The organism is Rhodoblastus sp. 17X3 (assembly GCF_030056575.1).
Taxonomy (GTDB): Bacteria; Pseudomonadota; Alphaproteobacteria; order Rhizobiales; family Beijerinckiaceae; genus Rhodoblastus.
The window spans coordinates 21016-40560 of the sequence record NZ_JASHHX010000012.1 but is presented as its reverse complement, the minus strand read 5'-3'; the positions used below and the strand labels follow the sequence as shown (position 1 = coordinate 40560).

The following is a 19545-nucleotide window of genomic DNA, read 5'->3' as shown; positions in this document are numbered from 1 at the left end:
ATCGGCGTCTCCGCGTCCTGGATGCCTCGATCTTCGCCTTATCGCAAGGTTTGTCAACGCGCGCTTCAGCTGGCTAGCGCCTGGTCGACCACCAACTCCTCGAGAACTTTCGCGATTTCTTTCGCCAGCAAAGCCTGCACGTCCTCGGCTGAGCGAAAAATGGCGACGCGCGGCGCAACTTCCGCCGAGATGCTCAGAACGCGATTGTAAACAATGGAATATTCGTCGGCGACCCTTTTCGCGACTTCCCAACCGGAACGACAGCGCCGCTCTTCAGGTCGTATTCAAGCTCACGCAAATGGGCGGGGAAGCTTTCCTTGTCGCCTCTGCCTTCGCAGGGCAGATGACCCGCAAGTCCAAGTGGTCGATCCAAATAATCTATGCCAATTCGCAATCGGCGCGTTTCCTTGGTCTTGTGATTCATCGCTCTCATCTGCTCTTTTCATCTGCCGTCAGTGCGGTCGAAAACTCATTGGCGTCGATGTTGACCGTTTCTTCCCGCCGCCCCGCGGTCGGCAGCGACGGAAACCGCAGCATGGTCGCGATACAGCGAAAAGCGACGAATGAAAGTCCTGAAATCTCTTCCTCGTCGGTGATGACGCGACAGGTCCACGCCGGCTGCGGCTGGTCCAGTTCAGGCAGGGAGAACGAACGCTTGAACGTGACGGTCGTCTCCGTGGCGCCAACGGTCATGGACTGTCCCTCACTGAGCTTTCTTGATCGGCTTGACCGGCGTCAGGCTGCCCGTCAGCATCGAGGATGCGGTTGGAGCGGTCGGCGGCTTGATCGCTTTCGGTTTCTTGGCTTCGCGGTTGCCGTGCTTGCGTTCCTTGACCATGGTGATCTCCTGTCGCGCGCGTTCGGCGCGCTGGCGTGATAGCGCTGCGCACATGCGCAAGCGCAAAGCCCCGCAACCTTCACTAGGCGCGGGGCTTTGGAAGCGCAGGGCGCTCCGCCAGGTGAGAAAATTCTCTGGAAAAAAGCCGCCTCCCGCGACTGGGGGCCATCGCGGGCCAGATCGCCAGTACATCCGTGGTCGACCTGAAAAGACGCGGCGAAGGCCGCAATGTTCAAAAGATCAAGCCCCGCGGCAATAGGGTCAGCTGAGCATTTCCAGCTTTTCGGCCGAAAGCTTTCCGCTTCTCTGGTCGGCGACCAGTTCGAAGGAGATCTTGTCGCCTTCGCGCAACTGGCTCAGGCCGGAGCGCTCGACGGCGCTGATATGGACGAAAGCGTCCTTGCTGCCGTCATCCGGCACGATTAAGCTGAAACCTTTTTCGGCGTTGAACCACTTTACGGTTCCCTTGGACATGGAAACCGCTTTTCAAAATAGATGCAAATGCTTGCCGGCAGACCCGCCGGTTGTCGAAATCACGTTTTCAGGCAAGATGTTCTTGAGGAGCTGTTGTCGTTTTCCAAACAGAAACGCAACCAGCGAGCCGTCTATCGACTTTCTGGATTTGGCGATTTTCTGTCCAGAAACAAGTGACGATGACAACTATATCGACATGGCGCAGGTTAAGCCGGCGGACGCGCAATGGCCGAAGTGCTCCTGCTCGAACGCCGCCTCGGCGATTTTCTATCCGTTTCAATATGCCGAGGACGAGCGGACCGATCTCGGCGCCCTGATGTTCCAGCAGCATGCCGATCCGACGGGCCGCCTGCGCGACTGGGGCCAGGGCTCGTGCCGCGATTTCGCGGTGCTGTTCGTGGAGGCGGCCAGCTGCCTCGGCTTCGGCACGGATCGTCTCCGGCTATCTGCATGGAGCCGAAGCGGCCGCGATCGGTTCGGCCGGCGCCGGTTCGACCCACGCCTGGCGGAAATCTACGTCCCCGGCGCCGGCTGGATCACCTTCGATCCAACCAACCGCAGTTTCGGCGGCTTCAACCTGATCCCCATCACGGTCGCGCGCGACATAAGGCAGGCCATGCCGGTGGCGGGGAGTTTCGTCGGCGCCAGCGACGCCTTCATGGGCATGGAAGTCGAGGTCGAGGTCACGGCGCCGCCTTGAAAACGCAACAGGGCCGCCAATTGGCGGCCCTGTTGCGCGCCTGTAATCCGCGCTGCTTAATAGCGGTGATGATAATGCCGATGATAGTAGCTGTGGTGATGAAACCCGCGCGCGATGGACGGTCCCGCCGTGTAGCCGATCGCCCCGCCCGCGACAGCGCCCACCGGTCCGCCGACGATGGCGCCGGCGCCCGCTCCCATCAAACCTTCATTCAACCGCTCTCCGGCCGTCGCGGCGCCGCCGGTCAATGCGACTCCCGTGAGCAGCGCCAGCACAAGAAAAAACCTTGTCATTTTAGTAGTCCTTTCGGAACAATTCCGCCGGTCAAACGCCAGCCAACAATGCCTCCAAATATAATACGTTCAGAGGCGCCCGAAGTTCCCGCATAGCCGAACCCTGCCTTCGCTCCGGACAGCCCTTCGAACCTAATTACGCGGCGCAATGATCTTTTGGGTCCCTCGCGTGTTGTTCGACGATGGACGGAGACATGTCGGTCAGCACGGGGTCAAGCCGGGTCGGAGGCCGGATCCGACGAAAGAGAGACTTATGAGCACGCTTCAATCGGCGCAGGATCAAGGCATGACGGAGATAGAGCCGGAGACCGCAACGGTCGCTGAAGAAACCGAGACGCCGACGGAAATGCCATTGCCGTCCGACCCGCAGGTCATTTTCCTCGGCGGCCTGTTCACGCTCGCCGTACTGGCGGCCCTCTATGTGGCGCGCGACATTTTCCTCCCCCTGGCTTTCGCCATAACATTCAAGCTCCTGCTGCAGCCGGTGATGCGCCTGCTTGAGCGGGCGCATATTCCGCTTCCCATCGCATCGCTGTTCATGATCCTGGCCGTTCTGGGCGCGATTGTCGGCCTGGGCGCGGCCATCGCCGGCCCCGCGGGGGCCTGGGCGGCCAAGTTGCCGGAAGGCGTCGCCAAATTGCAGGAACGGCTCGGATTCTTTCAGGGGCCGGTCAATGCGCTGCTGACCTTCTTCCACGAGGTGGAGAATATTGGCTCGACCGGCGCGCCAAACGCTTCGAGCGGCCCGCTCGCGGGCTCGGGGCTGCTGTCCGTCATATTCGCCGGCGCCCGAAGCTTCGCCGACGGGCTGTTCACCACGGTGCTGTTTCTCTATTTCCTGCTCTTGTCGGGCGACAGCTTCCTAAGGCGGCTGGTGGAAATCCTGCCGCGCTTCGGCGCCAAGCGCCAGGCGATCGACATTACGCAACAGATCGAAAGCGATATTTCCGCCTATCTGGCGACCATCACCGTCATGAATGTGATCGTCGGCCTCGCCACGGCGCTGGTGATGCATTTCACCGGGGTCGGAGACCCAATCCTTTGGGGCGCCTTCGCATTCCTGATGAATTACGCGCCGATCATCGGCCCGGCGCTGTGCGCCTTCGTGTTCCTGCTGGCCGGATTGCTCACGCAGGACGTGTTCTGGAACGCGCTGGCGCCCGCCGGCCTCTATCTGGCGATCCATTTCGTCGAAGGCGAGACATTGACGCCGCTGCTTCTGGCGCGACGCTTCACCCTCAATCCGGTGCTCGTGATCTTTTCACTGGTGTTCTGGTTCTGGATGTGGGGCATCCCCGGCGCGATCCTGTCCGTGCCGATGATGGCGATCCTTAAAATCATTTGCGACCGCATCAGGCCCTTCGCCGCGCTCGGCCATTTCCTCTCTGGCTGACGGACGCCGCATCAGGCCTTTCCGCCCTCTCCCGCAAGATAGGCCCGCCAGCCGCCCAAAGCGGTGATCTCCCGCGCGCCTTGCAGGGCGTGGGCTTCGCACAGGAAGCCGGTCGCCGCGCGCCCGCCCGCGAGCGTCACCTTGCCGACGCCAAGCGGCCCGGGAATGGCGGCGACGAAGCGGCCGAAGGAGGCGGGCGGCAGCGACCACACCTCAACTTCCAGCCCTGCGCCCGCATAGCCCGGCTCGCGGACCAGCCCGGGCTTGGCCGGGGTGGAATTGGGCAGCACGAACAGCCGGTAATCGCCCGCCGTGCGGGTCTCCTCGACCAGAAACCCGCCGCCGTCGGTCAGCTGCCAGTTCAGCGGCTGGCCCGTGAGATGCGCCCCCACGACGACGATTTCGATCCGTTCCTCCGGCACGGGCGCGACGCCCGCGGACGACACGTCCTGCCGCGCCGCGCCGGCGCCGCAGCCGGAAATATCGTGAAAAGCCGCCGCGAAACCGGCCAGGGCGTCATCGCATTGCCCCGGCGCGACCAGGGTCACGCCAAAGGGCAGTCCGTCGCGGCGGAAGCCGGACGGGACCGCGATGGCCGCCATGCCGCAGAAATTCACGAAATTGGTATAGCGGCCAAAATGCGCGTTGAGCCGCACGGGATCGGCGCGCATGGCCTCGACCGTGTAGATCGTCGGCGATGTCGGCAGCAACATGAAGTCGAATTTCCCGGCCTCTTGCGCGGTGTCGCGCAAAAGCTCCTTCAGGCGATATTGCCCGCGAAAGCAATCGGCCGCCGAAAAGCGCCGCGCGCTTTCGATCAGGCCTCGCACGGTCGGATCGAGCGCCTCTGACCGGGCGTCGAGAAAGGGCTCGATCGCCGCCAGCCGCTCGGCCAGCCACGGCCCTTCGTAAAGCAGAGCGGCGATGGCGAGGAAGGGCGCGTAATCGAATTCGACCACGTCCCAGCCGAGCGCGCGCCCTCGCGCCACGGCCTGATCGTAGAGCGCGGCGCAATCGGAATCGCCATGAAATTCGCGATCCTTCGCCGCCAGCACGCCGACGCGCGGCTTTTCAGGAAGGCGCTTCGGCGCGGGCGCCACGGAATAGGCGTCGCGCGGGTCGTCTCCTTCGATGACCTTGCGCGCCGCGACGCCATCCGCGACCGACGAGGCGAATATGTTGACGCAGTCGAGACTGCGGCAGGCGGGAACCACGCCCGCCGCGCTGACGAGGCCCGGCGTCGGCTTGATCCCGACGATATTATTGAAGGCCGCCGGGACGCGGCCCGAACCCGCCGTGTCGGTGCCGAGCGCAAAGGCGACCAGGCCCGACGCGACGGCGACCGCCGAGCCAGAGCTGGAGCCGCCGGACACGTAATCGGCGTTGAAGACGCTGCGCGGCGCGCCATAAGGCGAGCGCGTGCCGTTGAGGCCGGTGGCGAACTGGTCGAGATTGGTCTTGCCAACCAGCAGCGCGCCCGCCGCCTTGAGCCGCGCGACGACCGTCGCGTCCTCCCCCGGCCGATAGGCGAAATCGGGACAGCCGGCCGTCGTCGCCATGCCGGCGACGTCGATATTGTCCTTCACCGCGAAGGGAACGCCCCACAATGGCAGGCTGGCCGGATCCGGCGCATGGGCGAGCAGGTCGCGGGCGGCGGCGCGCAGATCGTCGGCCGCGACGCGTGAGATGAAAATGGCCGGGTCCGTGCTGGCCTCGATGCGCGCGAGAACTTCCTCGACGATTTCGAGCACGGCTTCCGGACGCATCGCGTAAATAGCGTGCAGGGCGTCGAGGGTGAAAAGCGGCGGGGTCATCAAACTTCCTCCAAAGCGCAGACCAGATCGCCGGCGCGCAGGGTCTGGCCCGGCCTGGCCTGAATCGCGCGCACGATGCCGCGCGCCGTCGCCGCGATGGAAATCTCCATTTTCATCGACTCGATCACGACCAGGGTCTGGCCGATTTCGACATGGGCGCCTTCCTCGACCATCAGCTTCCAGACATTGCCCGGCGCCTCGCTGAACTGGCCGACGCAGCCGTCGGGAACCTCGCCGCCGGAACCGAGCGCGGCGGCGGCGTCATCCAGCGGCGCCTCGTCGATCTTCATGTCGCGCCAGCGCTGGCGCTCGGTCTCGAACGCCGCCTGCTGGCGGCTCTTGAAGGCGGTGATGCCCGCCGCCTCGCGCGCCAGAAAGGCCGTGTAGTCGCCGTAGGAAAATTCCGTCTCCTCGATCTTCACCGGATAGCCGCCATGCGGGAAGGCGGCGCGGGCTTCCAGCAATTCCTCGGCGCTGACCGGGAAGAAGCGGATCTGGTCGAAGAAGCGCAGCAGCCAGGGCGTGCCGGGCGCAAACTCGCGCGTGCGGCGCCAGCTGTTCCACATCTGGATGGTGCGGCCGAACAGCTGATAGCCGCCCGGGCCCTCCATGCCATAGACGCACATATAGGCGCCGCCGATGCCGACCGCATTCTCCGGCGTCCAGGTGCGCGCCGGATTATATTTCGTCGTCACCAGCCGGTGGCGCGGATCGACCGGCGTCGCCACCGGCGCGCCGAGATAGACGTCGCCGAGGCCCAGCACCAGATAGGAGGCGTCGAAGATGATGTTCTTCACCGCCGCCTCGTCGTCGAGGCCGTTGATGCGGCGGATGAATTCGATATTCGACGGACACCAGGGCGCGTTGGGGCGCACCAGCTCCTGATATTTGCGCATGGCGAGTTCCGCCTGCGGATCGTTCCACGACAAGGGCAGATGCACGATCCGGCTCGGCGCTTTCATGCGCTCGATGGAGGGCAGCGCAGTTTCGATCTCGCGCAGGGCGTCGAGCAGCTTATGCCGGGACAGCCGCGTTCCGTCGTAGTGGATCTGCAGCGAGCGAATGCCCGGCGTCATGTCGACCAGACCGGGCAGACCGGCCGCCCGCACGGCCTGCGCCAGCAGGTTCACACGCATGCGCAGGCCGATGTCGAGCGTCATCGCGCCATATTCGACCAGCAGGTTGTCGTCGCCGCTGCGGCGGTAAACCACCGGCACGGGCGCGGTTTCGTCGCGCCCGACGATGGGCGAGCCCAGCTCCTTCGGGGCGCGGAGCACGGTCGGACCCGCGACGGGATCGCCCGCCCGCGCGACCGCGACGAAGCGCAATTTGTCGCCGGGCTTAAGCTGGCCAAGCTTCCACATGTCCTCCCGCGCGGTGACCGCCGGGCAGACGAAACCGCCGAGGCTCGGGCCGTCGGGACCGAGAATGATCGGCATGTCGCCGGTGAAGTCGATCGAGCCCACGGCATAGGCGTTGTCGTGAATATTGGACGGGTGCAGGCCCGCCTCGCCGCCGTCGCGCCGCGCCCAGTTCGGCTTGGGGCCGGTGAGCCGCACGCCCGTGCGCGCCGAATTGAAATGGACTTCATATTCGGCGGAGAACAGCGTCTCGATGTCTTCGTCGAGGAAGAAATCCGGCGCGCCATGCGGGCCATAAACCACGGACAAGCGCCAGTCATGGGTCAGCGCGGGGGCCTCGTCCGGCGTGAGCGCGCGCGGCGCGGCGCCGGCCTTGCCGCCAATATGCAGGACGTCGCCCGCCTTCAGCGCGCCCGTCGCATGGCCGCCGAAGCCGCCGAGCGTGAAGGTCGCGCGCGAGCCCAGAAATTCCGGCGCGTCGAAGCCGCCGCGCAAGGCCAGATAAGTCCGAAGGCCCGGCCCCTCGACGGCGCCGAGTTCCAGAACCTGCCCCGCCCGCGCCTCGATGGGCGCATTGTTCGCAACCTCGACGCCATCGAGCCTCGCCTTCATGCGCGCGCCGACCAGCGCGAACAAGGCGTCGACATTGAAGCGCAACACCGGGCCGCGCGCCGTCAGTTCCAGCGCCGTCGTCGTTTCTTCATTTCCGACGACGCGATTGGCGAGACGAAAGCTCTTCTCATCCATAGGTCCGCTCGGCGGCACGCCGACGTCCCACAGGCCGAGGCGGCCCGGCAATTCCTGCACCGTCGATTGCGCGCCGGGGCTGAGCACGTCGATCGAGCGCGGCGCAAAGGCGAAATGCGGCAGCACATTGGTCGCGACTTCGCCGCGCGCGAAAAACTCCGATGCGACGATGGCCCGCAGATAGGAAAGATTGGTCTCAATGCCGCTGATCCGGGTCTTCGCCAAAGCGGCGCGCATGTTCGCCAGCGCCTCGTCGCGGGTCGCGCCATGCACGATGACCTTGGCGAGCATCGGGTCGTAATTGGCCGTGACCTCGGCGCCCTTTTCGATCCAGCCGTCCACCCGCGCGTCGGACGGGAATTCCACCTCCGTGAGCAGGCCCGCGCTGGGACGAAAGCCGGCGGCGGGATTTTCCGCATAGATGCGGACTTCCATCGCCGCGCCCTGCGGGGCCAACTGGTCCGCCTTCGCCAGCACGTCCTCGCCCGCCGCCTGCCGGATCATCCATTCCACCAAATCGACGCCAAAGACGCTTTCGGTGACGGGATGCTCGACCTGCAGCCGCGTGTTGACCTCCAGGAAGGAGAAGTCCTGCCGCGCGACGTCATAAATGAACTCCACCGTGCCGGCGGATTCGTAATTCACGCTGCGGCCGAGCGCGATGGCCGCCTCGCGCAGGCGCCGGCGCATGTCGTCGGAAAGGCCCGGCGGCGGCGTTTCTTCCAGCACTTTCTGATTGCGGCGCTGGAGCGAGCAATCGCGCTCGCCGAGCGCGACGACGCGGCCCTTGCCGTCGCCGAAAATCTGCACCTCGACATGGCGCGCCCGCGCGACGAAGCGTTCGAGATAAAGGCGGGCGTCGCCGAAGCCCGCCCGCGCCGTGCGCTGCACGCTCTCGAATTTTTCGCGCAGGGATTCAGGCCCCTCGCAGAGTTGCATGCCGATGCCGCCGCCGCCCGCCGTGCTTTTCAGCATGACCGGATAGGAAATGCGCTCGGCCTCCACCAGCGCCTGTTCGACATTGTCGAGTAGGCCCGAGCCGGGCAGCAGCGGGACGCCGCTGGCCTGGGCGATCTCGCGCGCCGTGTGCTTGAGGCCGAAAGCGCGCAAATGTTCGGGGCGCGGACCGATGAAGGCGATTCCTTCGGCGGCGAGCTGTTCCGCGAAGCCGACATTTTCCGAGAGGAAGCCATAGCCCGGATGGACCGCCTGCGCTCCAGTCCTGCGGCAGGCGTCGAGGATGGCGTCGATCCGCAGATAGCTTTCGCTCGCGGGCGCCGGGCCGAGCCTCACCGCCTCGTCGGCGTCGAGCACGGGCCGCGCGAAGCGGTCGGCGTCGGAATAGACGGCGACGCTCTTGACGCCCATCTTGCGCAAGGTCCGCCCGATCCGGCCGACGATCTCGCCCCGGTTGGCGATCAGAACTTTGTGGAACATTCTTATCCTTTCTCGTAGATCGCGACGTGTCGCGATCTACGAATCCCTCGCATTTGCTCGGCCAACAGCCCGTCTTCGGACGGGCGTCAGGCGACGCCCTATCGGCATTCGCTCCTAGCCGGCTCTCGCAAGCGAGAACCGGCGTCAGGCCTCCGCGACGTCCCAGATCAACACCCGCACCGGCGTCGGATGGAAGCCGTTGCAGGGATTGTTGATCTGCGGGCAGTTGGAAATGACGCAGAGAATGTCCATTTCCGCGACCAGCTCGACATAATCGCCGGGCTTCGACTCGCCATCGACGATGGCGAGATTGCCGCCCGGCTCGACCGGCACATTCATGAAGAAATTGATATTGGGCGGAATGTCGCGCTTGCTCATGCCGTGCTTCGTCACTTCGATGACGAAATTCTCGCGGCAGGCGTGCTGGTATTTCACATGATGGCCGAAGCGCACGGTGTTGCTTTCGCAGGAGCAGGCCCCCGCCGAGGTGTCATGCGCGCCGCCGGTATTGGCGACGATGCGCGCCATCACGCGGCCTTCGCTGGAGATCAGCCGCGTGCCCTCGACGACATAGGCCGAGCCCTGTTCGCGCAAGGTATCCTGAGCGCTGTAGCGCTCGGCGAAATCGTCGGCGCGATAGAACAGGGTGTCCACGGCCTGCTGGCCATAGCTGTCGACGATGCGCAAGGTCTGCCCCTTGCGCACGACATGCGACCAGGGTTTTTGGGCGGGGATTTCGAAATCATAAACGGCGTCGGCGGCGTCGCGCGCGGCCGGGACGCAGGTGAACTGGCTCATTTTCCCCTCCCTCAGGCCAAAGCGGCGGCGTTGTTTTCGAAGGCGCGGATGCTTTCCGCGCTGCCGGAGCGGCAGAAATCATCCGCCGCGACCGGAATGCGGAAGCGCGTCAGCTCCAGCGGCCCCGGCGCGTATTCCGGCGCGGGATCGAGCGGATGCGGGCAGTTGGAAATCGCGACGAGTAGGTCCATTTCCGCGCGCAGATCGACAAAATCGCCTTTCGCGCGCTTCGCTTCGTTCCAGACGAAGCGGCCTTGCGGGTCGACATCGACGGGCGCGAAAAAACTCACCGGCTGCGGAATGTCCGCGCGGGAAAAGCCGAGCTTGCCGGCGGCGAGGATGAAATTGTCGCGCGTGTTGCGGAAATCGCCGCCATATTTTTTCGCATTGGAGGCCGCCGTCGAGCCGCCGACCAGAGCGTCATGCGCGCCGCTGCTGTCCTCGACGATCGAAAAGACCACCTTGCCCATGTCGGACAGGATGAGCCGGCCTTTGCGCAAGGCGGCGCTCCATTGCACCTTCACGCTGTCGGCGTGATTGATGCGCTCGGAGACGTCCTGCGCGTTCCAGGCGACGACGGAAGCCGAGGAGCGGCCATCGGCGTTGAACAGGCGCAGGGTTTCGCCGCGTGCGATCCGCCCATGCCAATACCAGCCGCCGGGAATTTTTTCGCGCGCGATGACCTTATCCGCAGCTACTGGCGCGCCGTCCTTTTTCGTCAGCTCCGGCAAGGCGCGCGGCGCGGCGCCCTGCCCCGCCGCCTTGAGCTTTTCATAATGGGCGCGGTTGACGGCGATTTCCGCCTTCTGCTCTTCGGTGAGAACCATGACCTTTCCTCACGAGGCTTGAAGCCCGGGCCGTCCCGGTTCTGCCCCTCTGGCGGCCGGGTCGTCCCGGCCGGGGCTGGTGAAGGGTTTGCCGCCCGCGATGCGCGGCGGCCAGATCTCGATGTCCTTGGCGATGCCCGCGCCATAGCGCGCGCGCTCCTCCGGGCGATTGCGGCTGCGCTCGAAGGCGAGGATGCGCGTGCCGAGCCGGAAGGCTTCGGGCAGGTCGTGCGTCACCATCACCACGGTCAGGTGCGTCTCGTTCCACAAGCGCTTCATCAGCGCCTGGATGTCGGAACGGATGCCGGGGTCAAGCGCGCCGAAGGGCTCGTCGAGCAGCAGCACTTTCGGGCGCCGCATCAGGGCCTGCGCGAGCGCGAGGCGCTGCTGCATGCCGCCGGACAGCGCGGCGGGATATTTGTCTTCCGAGCCGGCGAGGCCGACCTCGGCGAGCAAAACGCGCGCCTTGTCCTCGACCGCACGGCGCTTCGCCCCGAACAGGCGGCCAAGCAGAGGCGCCTGCGCCAGTTCCGCGCCAAACATCACATTGCGCAGCGCGGTGAGATGCGGAAAGACCGAATAGCGCTGGAACACCACGCCGCGATCGCTGTCCGGCTCCGCGACCAGCGGCTTGCCGTCGATAAGGATGCGCCCGCGCGTCGGCGCTTCCTCGCCGAGCAGCATGCGCAGGAAAGTCGTCTTGCCGCAGCCCGAGGGGCCGACCAGCATCAGGAAAGCGCGCGCCTCAATCTCGAAAGACAGGTCTTCGAGCACGATCTGGTCGTCATATTCCTTCCAGACCTTTTCGACTTGGATGAAGCTCATGAGGCCCTCGCGGCGGCGAACCAGGGGAAGGCGCGCGTCTGGATCCAGCGCAGGGCGGCGTCGGAGAGAAAGGCCAGCAGCGTGATCCAGGCGACATAGGGCAGGATCACATCCATCGCGAGATAGCGCCGCACGAGGAAGATGCGGTAGCCGAGGCCGGAATCGGAGGCGATCGCCTCCGCGGCGATCAGGAACAGCCAGGCCGGGCCGAGAGTCAGCCGCAGGGCGTCGACCAGACGCGGCAGCATTTGCGGCAGCACGACGCGCAGGGCGATCTGCCAGGTCGAGGCGCCGAGCGTCTGCGCCTTGAGGAATTGCTCGCGCGGCAATTCCGAAACGCGCAGAGCGAGGTCGCGCACCAGGAATGGCAGCGAGCCTATCACGATCAGCGCGACCTTCGACGCCTCGCCGAGCCCCATCACGATGAACAGGATCGGCAGCAGCGCCAGCGGCGGCGCCATCGACACGACGGAGACGAACGGCCCAAGCAAGGCTCCCATCAGGGGCAGCAGGCCCATGGCGACGCCAAGCACGACGGCGGCGGCGGTCGAAATGGCCAGCGCCAGCAGCAGGCGCTGGAGGCTCGCCGCCGTATCCGCCCAGAAGATATAGACGCCGGTGCGCGGATCAGGATGAAAGGCCAGATTGCCGACCGCCTCGACCATGGAGCCGACGGCGGGCAGGAGCTTGTCGTTGGGATTCTCCGCCAGCCTCAGATGCGAGAACAGCAGATAGGCCCCGCAGGTCAGCGCGAAGGGGAGCGCGGCCAGCAGCATGGCCTGACCCCGATTGGGTCTGACGTTGAGAAAACGCATGTTCGCCCTCGCGCTGAAGCGCCGATGGAATCAGAGCTTGCCTTGGGCGGCGAGCGTCATGAAGCTCGGATCGAAGCGCAGCTTGACGTTCCTGGCGTCGCCGAGAACCTTCTTGTCGGCCAGTTCGATGCCCACCGCGTCGGCGCTTTTCGCGTCCTTGCCGAGCAGCGACTTGGCGAACAGGAAGTTGCGCACGCGGTCCATGGTGATCGCGACGTCCTTGCTCTCGGTAAAGGCGGCGGCCTCCTTCGGCGTGGCGAACAGGCGCGTCGCCGCGAGCTGGGCGTTGAAGCCGGCGAGATCCGTGCCCGAAGCCTTGGCCATCGCCTCCCTGGCGGCCTTGCCGTCGGCGTTGTCGGCCAGCATCTTCGCCAGCGTCTCATACCAGATGCCGACCAGAGCCTTGCCGAAGGCCGGATTCTCTTTCACCACCTCGGTGTTCACGACCATCAGGTCCATGATTTCGCCGGGAATCTGCGAGGAATCGAACACCTTGTGCGCGTCGGGCGAACTGAGGATTTCGCTGACGATCGGGTTCCAGGTCGCGACGGCGGTGACGTCGGCCGTCTTGTAGGCGGCGGCCATGTCAGCGTCGGAAGTGTTGACCACCTTCACATCCTTCTCAGCCAGCTTCACGCTTTCGAGCGCGCGGGCGAGCAGGTAATGCGAGACCGAGAATTCGACCAGATTGACGTTCTGGCCCTTGATGTCGGTCAACTTGGTCTTGTTCTTGAGGATGACGGCGTCATTGCCGTTGGAGAAATCGCCCACAATCAGCGCTGTGGTGTCGACGCCGCCCGCCGCCGGAATGGACAAGGCGTCCATATTGGTGATCGTCACCGCGTCATAGGCGCCGGCGGTATATTGATTGATGGATTCGACATAGTCGTTGAACTGCTTGACGTCGATCGTGACGCCATATTTGTCGGCCCATTTCTTGACGATGCCGGAATCGGCGGCATAGCCCCAGGGCATCCAGCCGACATAGATCGACCAGCCGACCTTGAAGTCCTTCTTGGGCGCGGCGGCGGCGACGCTGACGCTCAGCGCAAGCGCCGACCCGACCAGAACGAGCGAACGGAGGAAGGAACGATTTCGCATGCGGCTATCCCTCAGCAAATTGCTTCAGATGAGGGATTGGCGCGGACCATCGTTTTACCAATCCCTTGGCTAACGAGGTCTCCCGGGCTTTTGTCCCGCCGTGCGCCCGGGTGGATGTCTCCCCGCCCGGGAGGCGACTCTCGGACCAGCGTCTCTTTGCAGAGACCGGAACCCTAGCCGCCAACTCTTTGTGAACTACACAACACTTTCGGCCTCCGTGAAAGCCTCTTCCGCCACAAATTCTGTGCAGTGGCTGCGCAATTTTTAATCGCAATGGCGGCTGATTGTCACTTTGGTCGAAATTCGCCCGAATATGCGCCCAACAAGCTCGAACAATTGGCGCCGTCTGCCGGAGCCTCTGCCGGACCCTCTACGCCTCGAAGGATTTCGTGTCGGCCGTTGCTCCCCGCGCCTCGAAGGCGGCGACCGCCTCCTCCACCGTGCGGAACATCCGCGCGCGTCCGAGATGTTCCGCCAGCTCCGATCGCTGGACCAACTCCAAAGCCTCGGGATTGAGGGAGGCGAGCCACAGCTCCAGCCCTGCGTCGCGCCATTTCTCCTCCGCTTCGATCAGCATTTTGAGAGCGGTATATTCAAAGCCGGGGATCGCGGAACAATCGAGCAGCACGACGCGCGGCGACGAGGCGTTCACCAGGAGCTTGATTTTCCCGCCCGCGTTTTCGGCATTGCCGAAATAGATGCGCCCCACCGGTCGGACAATCAGCAGGCCGGGAATTCTCTCGTCGTCAGGGTGGTCGGATTCGCGCGCCCGAAATCGATGAGAGCCGGGAATGCGCAGGATTTCGTCGACGCGCGGATCGTTGGTGAGCCGGATCAGGCTTCCCATCGAAAGAATGATGGCCGCGACGACCCCCTTGAGCGTTCCCAGCGTCATGACTCCGAGGCAGGCGACCACCGCCCAATGAAATTCGATGCTGCGAACCTTGCGGATCGCCGCCATGCCCGCGAAATCGACCAGCCCGACGGAATAGGCGATGACCACCGCCGCCAGGGTGGCGTGGGGCATCAGCCCGAGAACCGGCGCCAGGAAGAGCAGCGTCGCCAGCGCCGCCGCCGCGACCACCATCGACGTCGCCTGCGTACTCGACCCGGCGTTGAGCGCCACCGAGGTCTGGGAGGTTCCGCCGCCGGCCGGCATGGCGCCGATGAAGGCGCCCGCGGCATTGGCGGCGCCGAGCGCGAGCAGCTCGCGATTGGCGTCGAGCGGCGGATCGCTCGGCCGGACGAAGGCGCGCGCAGCTGCGATAGACTCCGTGAAGGAAATCAGGGCGATGCCGCCCGCCGCCGGCCACATCGCCTCAAACAACGAGGGCTGCGGCAGCTTCAGCGCGGGAAAACCGCCCTGGATCGCCCCGACGACGCTGACGCCCGTGGCTTCAAGGCCGACGAGCGCGGAAGCCGCGATCCCCACGGCCACGGCGAGCAGCGGCGCGGGGGCCTTCGGCAGGAAGCGTTTTGACAACGCGATAATGCCCAGGGTCGCCAGAGCGACCACGAGCGTCGGCCATGAGATGGCGGAGAGATGCGTGAAAATCGACGCCACATCGCGAAAGAATCCGGCTTTCTGGAAGTGGATTCCCAGCAATTTCGGCAATTGATCGACGATGATGACGAGGCCCACGCCGGCCTTGAACCCCGTCAGGACCGGCTCGGAAATGAAATTGGCCACGAAGCCGAAGCGCAAGGCCCGCGCGGCCAGCAGCATCGCCCCGACGAGAACGGACAGCGTGGCCGAGGCGAGGAGCGGGTCGAGCGCGGGATCGGCGGCGAGCGCCTCCCCGATCGCGCTTGCGCACAGGATCGCGATGGGCGTTGTGGTGCTGACGCTCAGCAGCCGCGAGGTGCCGAGCACGGCGTAGATCGCCATCGGGACCAGCGCCGAAAACAGCCCCGCCTGCACCGGCAGCTGCGCAATCGTGGCATAGGCCAGCGCCTTGGGCAGGACGACGGCGGCGGTCGTCAGCCCAGGTATCAGGTCCGCGGCGAAATATCGCCTCAGGACGCTTCCCGCCTTCCGGAAGGTTTCATTCACACTGGGCCTCGCCATCATGCGGGGAAGCGCCGGTCGCGTAACGCTCGGACAAAGGGCCGCGCCCCGCCGGCCTTCTTGATTGCCGTCGAGATTAGTCCCGATCGCCATCGGCCTCAAGCCGGCGCCGCCGGGGGCGCATCACATCCGCTCCAGCATGAGGCGAAGGCGCGCGGCAAATCGAGGCTGCGTATTAGCGCCGCCGCGAAGAGCGTGTATGGTTGTGGCCAACCTCACGAATTCACGAGGCCGGCTCGATCAACGCCACGCCCGATCAACGACTTCCCCTTGGCGGCGCTTCTCATGGAGCAACGCCCGGTAAAGGAATTCAAACTAGCATTGAGCCAATGAACCAGGCAGCGTCTCCGGCCCAGGCCGTCCAATCCAGCCATTTTTCGGGCCTTTCCGCCTTGTGCGGAATCGCCGCCTATTACCGCATCGCCGCCGATCCCACACATCTCGCCAAGGAACTGGCCCTGCGCCATGACGAGGCGGACGATCGCGACATCGTGCGCGCCGCGCAGGCGATCGGCCTCAAGGCGCGCGTCATCGAGAACCCGACCCTGAAGCGCCTTTCCTGCGCGCCGGTTCCCGCGATCCTGCGGCGGCGCGACGGCGGCTATATCGTGTTCGGCGGGAAAAGCCCGAACGGCCTCTGGCGTGTGGTTGATCCGATCAGCCGCGCGGCGTCCGAAACCACATTGGAAGAGCTCGTCGCAACCATCGCGCCGGTCCTGATCCTGGTCGGGCGGCGGTTCCACGGCGCCGGGGTCGATCCCCGCACCTTCGGCTTCATGTGGTTCGCGCCCTCGCTCTGGCGCTACCGCAAGCCGCTGATGCATGTGCTGATCGCGTCCTTCTTCGTGCAGATTTTCGCGCTGGTCTCGCCGATCTTCTTCCAGGTCGTGATCGACAAGGTCCTGACCCATCGCGGCTATTCGACCCTGTTCGTGCTGGTCGGCGGCCTCGCGGCGATCGGCCTGTTCGACGTGGCGTTGCAATATCTGCGCGCCTACGCCCTGTCGCACACGTCCAACCGCATCGACGTCGAACTCGGGCAACGGCTGTTCCGGCACCTCACCCGCCTGCCGGTCTCCTATTTCGAGACGCGGCCGACCGGCCAGACAGTGGCGCGCATGCGCGAACTGGAGACGATCCGCTCCTTTCTCACCGGGCAGGGCCTGTTCTCGGCGCTCGACCTCTTCTTCACCTTCGTCTTCATCGCGGTCCTGTTCGCCTATTCGTGGAAGCTGACGCTGATCGTGCTGGCGACCATTCCGCTCTATCTCATCATCGCCGCCATCGCGCGCCCGATGTTGCGCGAGAGGCTGAATGAAAAATTCAACCGCGGCGCGGAGAGCCAGCAATTCCTGGTCGAATCCATCGTCGGCATGCAGACGATCAAGGCGGCCGCGGTTGAGCCGGTGGTTTCGCGGCAATGGGAGGAGCGCCTCGCGGCTTATGTCCGCTCGGCCTTCCATACCGCGATGCTCGGCGCCAAGGGCCAGAACGCCATCCAATATGTGAACAAGCTCTCGACCGCCGCGCTGCTACTGTTTGGCGCCAAGGCCGTGATCGACGGCGAATTGTCGGTCGGCGAACTCGTCGCCTTCAACATGATCGCCGCCCAGGTGGCGCAGCCAGTGCTGCGGCTGTCGCAATTATGGCAGGATTTCCAACAGGTTCAGGTTTCGGTCGAGCGGCTGGGCGACATTCTCAATTCCCCGGTCGAGCCGACGCCGGCGGTGCGGATCCAGCTGCCGCCGCCGCGCGGCCAGATCGAATTCCGCAATGTCTCCTTCCGATACCGCCCCAATGCGCCGATGGCGCTCAAGGGGATCACGCTGCGCATCGCGCCCGGCAAGACGGTCGGCATCGTCGGCCCGTCCGGCTCCGGCAAGTCGACCCTCACCAAGCTCGTGCAGCGGTTCTACATTCCCGAGGAAGGGCAGGTCCTGCTCGATGACGGCGACCTGAGCCAGGCCGATCCCGCCTGGCTGCGCAGCCATATCGGCGTGGTGCTGCAGGACAACCTGCTCTTCAACCGCTCGATCCATGACAATATCGCGCTGGCCAATCCGGCCATGCCGCGCGCCCAGATCATCGCGGTGGCGCGGCTCGCCGGGGCCGACGAGTTCATCGGCAAGCTGCCGCAGGGCTATGACACCATGATCGAAGAGCGCGGCGCCAATCTTTCGGGGGGCCAGCGCCAGCGCATCGCCATCGCCCGCGCGCTCGCGACCAATCCGCCGATTCTGATCTTCGACGAGGCGACCTCCGCGCTCGATTACGAAAGCGAGCGCATCATCCAGCAGAACATGCGGCAGATCGTGCAGGGCCGCACGGTGTTCATCATCGCCCATCGTCTCGCCGCCGTGCGCGATTGCGACGCCATCATCGGCATGGTCGACGGGCGACTGGTCGAGGCTGGAACCCACGCCGAGCTGCTGAAGAACCCGCAGGGACTCTATGCGCGCCTCTGGGCGATGCAAAATGAGGGAGCGCGGACATGAGCCAGGTCAAAGAGGCGGCCAAGGAAGACGTCAAGGAGGCGGCGCCCCCGCGGCAACTGGAGGCGAAGAGGGAGCTGCCCTTCGTCGCCGATCGCGAATTCCTGCCGGCCGATCTGGAAATCCTTGAAACGCCGCCTTCGCCTGTCCGCATGGCGCTGATCCTGCTCATCAGCGGGCTGTTCGTCGCAGCTCTGGTCTGGAGCTGGTTCGGCCGCATCGACATCATCGCCGAGGCCCAGGGCAAGATTCAGCCGACCGGGCGGGTCAAGGTGATCCAGCCGCTGGAAACGGGCAAGATCGCCGCGATCACGGTGGAGAACGGCCAGCACGTCAGCGCGGGCCAGGTTCTGCTGGAGCTGGAGCGCGGCGACACCAATGCCGATCAAGCGGACGCACAGGCCGCCTTTGACGCCTACCGCGCCGAGGCCCGGCGCCGGGCCGCCGCGCTCGAAGCGGCACAATCGCGACGCTTGACGCCGCCGCCCGCGATTTCCTGGGATGCCGACGCCCCGCCCGGCATCCGGGCGCGCGAGGACCAGGTGCTCGCCGGCGAATTGAGCCGGCTCGCGGATCTCGCCGCCGGTCTCGACGCGCAGATCCGCCAGAAGGAAGTGGAGCGCGATCGCCTGACGGAAACCATGGCGGCGCAGCAAAGGCTGGTCGAGACCCTGCAATCGCGCGTCGACATGCGTTCGAGCCTGGTCAAATCGGGCTCGGGCGCGAAATCGGCCGTGATCGACGCCGAGGAATCCTTGCAATATCACCAGACGCAGCTAGCCCAGCAAAGGGGCCAGCGCGACGCCGCCATCGCCAATCTCGACGTGCTGGCCCGCGAAAGGGACAAGACCTTTTCGAATTTCATCGCGGAAAACGCCCAGAAAATGGCCGAGGCGCAGCGCCAGGCCGACGACTGGCGCGAGAAGCTCGCCAAGGCCAAGCTGAAATCCGGGCGGATGAGCCTGACCAGCCCGATCGACGGCACGGTCTATGGCCTCTCCGTCACCACCGTCGGCCAAGTCGTCTCCAGCGGCGAAGAACTGATGCGGATCACGCCGACAGGCGCTGCGCTCGAAATCGAAGCCTATCTCGCCAATAAGGACGTCGGCTTCGTGAAGCCGGACCAGAAGGCTGTCGTGAAGATCGAGAGCTTCCCCTTCACACGCTATGGCGCGCTGTCCGCGACGGTCGAGCGCGTCGCCAGCGATGCGATCCCCGAACCGGAAGCGCAGCAGGTCGAGGGCGATCCCGCGCGGGCTCGCCGCGACAAGACCTTCGCCGGCGCTCAACGCACCCAGAACCTCGTCTTCCCGGTGACGCTGAAGCCGGAGCGCACGACCATGGACATTGACGGCCAGATCGTGCGGCTGACGCCCGGCATGGCGGTCACCGTCGAAATCGCCACCGGAAACCGCCGCATCCTCGAATATATCTTCTCGCCGCTGGTCGAGACCGGCGCCCGAGCGATGAAAGAGCGGTGAGTGTGGGCGACCGGGGCTTTTGGCCGGCATAGACGCGGACGCCAGAGCGATTGTCGGATGGCGAATGGGATGTCGCCTCGC

The 19545-nt window shown here is 65.1% G+C and carries 16 protein-coding genes, 1 pseudogene and 1 riboswitch; of the genes and pseudogenes, 4 read left to right on the top strand and 13 right to left on the bottom strand.

What is annotated here, in order from left to right; translation table 11 throughout:
* Nucleotides 1-193: 193 nt before the first annotated feature.
* The 4 genes from QM467_RS12295 to QM467_RS12280 form a co-directional block, all read right to left on the bottom strand.
* Complete coding sequence (locus tag QM467_RS12295) at nucleotides 194-424, bottom strand: hypothetical protein (protein ID WP_283366624.1); 231 nt, start codon at nucleotides 422-424, stop codon at nucleotides 194-196.
* Between the two features lie 5 nt (nucleotides 425-429).
* Nucleotides 430-693 (bottom strand): hypothetical protein, encoded by a 264-nt coding sequence (locus tag QM467_RS12290; protein WP_283366623.1) that lies wholly within the window; start codon nucleotides 691-693, stop codon nucleotides 430-432.
* A gap of 10 nt (nucleotides 694-703) precedes the next feature.
* A complete protein-coding gene (locus tag QM467_RS12285; RefSeq protein WP_283366622.1) occupies nucleotides 704-838 on the bottom strand; it encodes a hypothetical protein in 135 nt (44 codons plus the stop codon).
* 261 nt (nucleotides 839-1099) lie between these two features.
* Nucleotides 1100-1312 (bottom strand): cold-shock protein, encoded by a 213-nt coding sequence (locus tag QM467_RS12280; protein ID WP_283366621.1) that lies wholly within the window; start codon nucleotides 1310-1312, stop codon nucleotides 1100-1102.
* 250 nt (nucleotides 1313-1562) lie between these two features.
* Here QM467_RS12280 and QM467_RS12275 point away from each other — a divergent pair.
* A pseudogene (locus QM467_RS12275) lies at nucleotides 1563-2012 on the top strand (transglutaminase-like domain-containing protein); the annotation flags it as partial.
* Between the two features lie 56 nt (nucleotides 2013-2068).
* On the opposite strand, the gene QM467_RS12270 reads toward QM467_RS12275, so the two are convergent.
* Nucleotides 2069-2305, bottom strand: a complete 237-nt coding sequence (locus tag QM467_RS12270) for a hypothetical protein (protein ID WP_283366620.1) — start codon at nucleotides 2303-2305, stop codon at nucleotides 2069-2071.
* A gap of 253 nt (nucleotides 2306-2558) precedes the next feature.
* Between QM467_RS12270 and QM467_RS12265 the strand changes: the two genes are divergently transcribed.
* Nucleotides 2559-3698, top strand: coding sequence for an AI-2E family transporter (locus tag QM467_RS12265; protein WP_283366619.1), 1140 nt, complete (start codon nucleotides 2559-2561; stop codon nucleotides 3696-3698).
* Nucleotides 3699-3709: 11 nt separating this feature from the next.
* Here QM467_RS12265 and atzF read toward each other — a convergent pair whose 3' ends face one another.
* The 8 genes from atzF to QM467_RS12225 all read right to left on the bottom strand — a co-directional run bounded on the left by atzF (nucleotide 3710) and on the right by QM467_RS12225 (nucleotide 15476).
* The gene (gene atzF / locus QM467_RS12260; protein WP_283366618.1) at nucleotides 3710-5512 is read right to left on the bottom strand and encodes an allophanate hydrolase; all 1803 of its coding nucleotides are present in this window, start codon (nucleotides 5510-5512) and stop codon (nucleotides 3710-3712) included.
* Nucleotides 5512-9057, bottom strand: coding sequence for an urea carboxylase (gene uca, locus QM467_RS12255; RefSeq protein WP_283366617.1), 3546 nt, complete (start codon nucleotides 9055-9057; stop codon nucleotides 5512-5514). The genes atzF and uca overlap by 1 nt, the downstream gene beginning before the upstream one ends.
* A 144-nt stretch (nucleotides 9058-9201) precedes the next feature.
* Nucleotides 9202-9855: an urea amidolyase associated protein UAAP2 gene (locus QM467_RS12250; protein ID WP_283366616.1), complete on the bottom strand. Its 654-nt coding sequence runs from the start codon at nucleotides 9853-9855 to the stop codon at nucleotides 9202-9204.
* An 11-nt stretch (nucleotides 9856-9866) separates the two neighbouring features.
* Nucleotides 9867-10682 carry an urea amidolyase associated protein UAAP1 gene (locus QM467_RS12245; protein ID WP_283366615.1) on the bottom strand — a complete coding sequence of 272 codons (816 nt, stop codon included), beginning with the start codon at nucleotides 10680-10682 and terminating at the stop codon, nucleotides 9867-9869.
* Nucleotides 10683-10691: 9 nt separating this feature from the next.
* Nucleotides 10692-11507, bottom strand: a complete 816-nt coding sequence (locus QM467_RS12240) for an ABC transporter ATP-binding protein (protein ID WP_283366614.1) — start codon at nucleotides 11505-11507, stop codon at nucleotides 10692-10694.
* Nucleotides 11504-12322, bottom strand: a complete 819-nt coding sequence (locus QM467_RS12235; protein ID WP_283366613.1) for an ABC transporter permease — start codon at nucleotides 12320-12322, stop codon at nucleotides 11504-11506. The genes QM467_RS12240 and QM467_RS12235 overlap by 4 nt, the downstream gene beginning before the upstream one ends.
* A 30-nt stretch (nucleotides 12323-12352) precedes the next feature.
* A complete protein-coding gene (locus QM467_RS12230) occupies nucleotides 12353-13423 on the bottom strand; it encodes a putative urea ABC transporter substrate-binding protein (protein ID WP_283366612.1) in 1071 nt (356 codons plus the stop codon).
* A gap of 77 nt (nucleotides 13424-13500) precedes the next feature.
* A riboswitch (guanidine-I (ykkC/yxkD leader) is annotated at nucleotides 13501-13611 on the bottom strand.
* A gap of 182 nt (nucleotides 13612-13793) precedes the next feature.
* Nucleotides 13794-15476 (bottom strand): SulP family inorganic anion transporter, encoded by a 1683-nt coding sequence (locus QM467_RS12225; RefSeq protein WP_283366611.1) that lies wholly within the window; start codon nucleotides 15474-15476, stop codon nucleotides 13794-13796.
* A gap of 344 nt (nucleotides 15477-15820) precedes the next feature.
* On the opposite strand from QM467_RS12225, the gene QM467_RS12220 reads away from it, so the two are divergent.
* Together QM467_RS12220 and QM467_RS12215 are read left to right on the top strand one after the other, a co-directional pair.
* A complete protein-coding gene (locus QM467_RS12220; protein ID WP_283366610.1) occupies nucleotides 15821-17986 on the top strand; it encodes a type I secretion system permease/ATPase in 2166 nt (721 codons plus the stop codon).
* On the top strand, nucleotides 17983-19464 hold the full coding sequence (locus QM467_RS12215; protein WP_283366609.1) for an HlyD family type I secretion periplasmic adaptor subunit: 1482 nt from the start codon (nucleotides 17983-17985) through the stop codon (nucleotides 19462-19464). Before QM467_RS12220 ends, QM467_RS12215 begins: the two co-directional genes overlap by 4 nt.
* The last annotated feature ends 81 nt before the right edge of the window (nucleotides 19465-19545 follow it).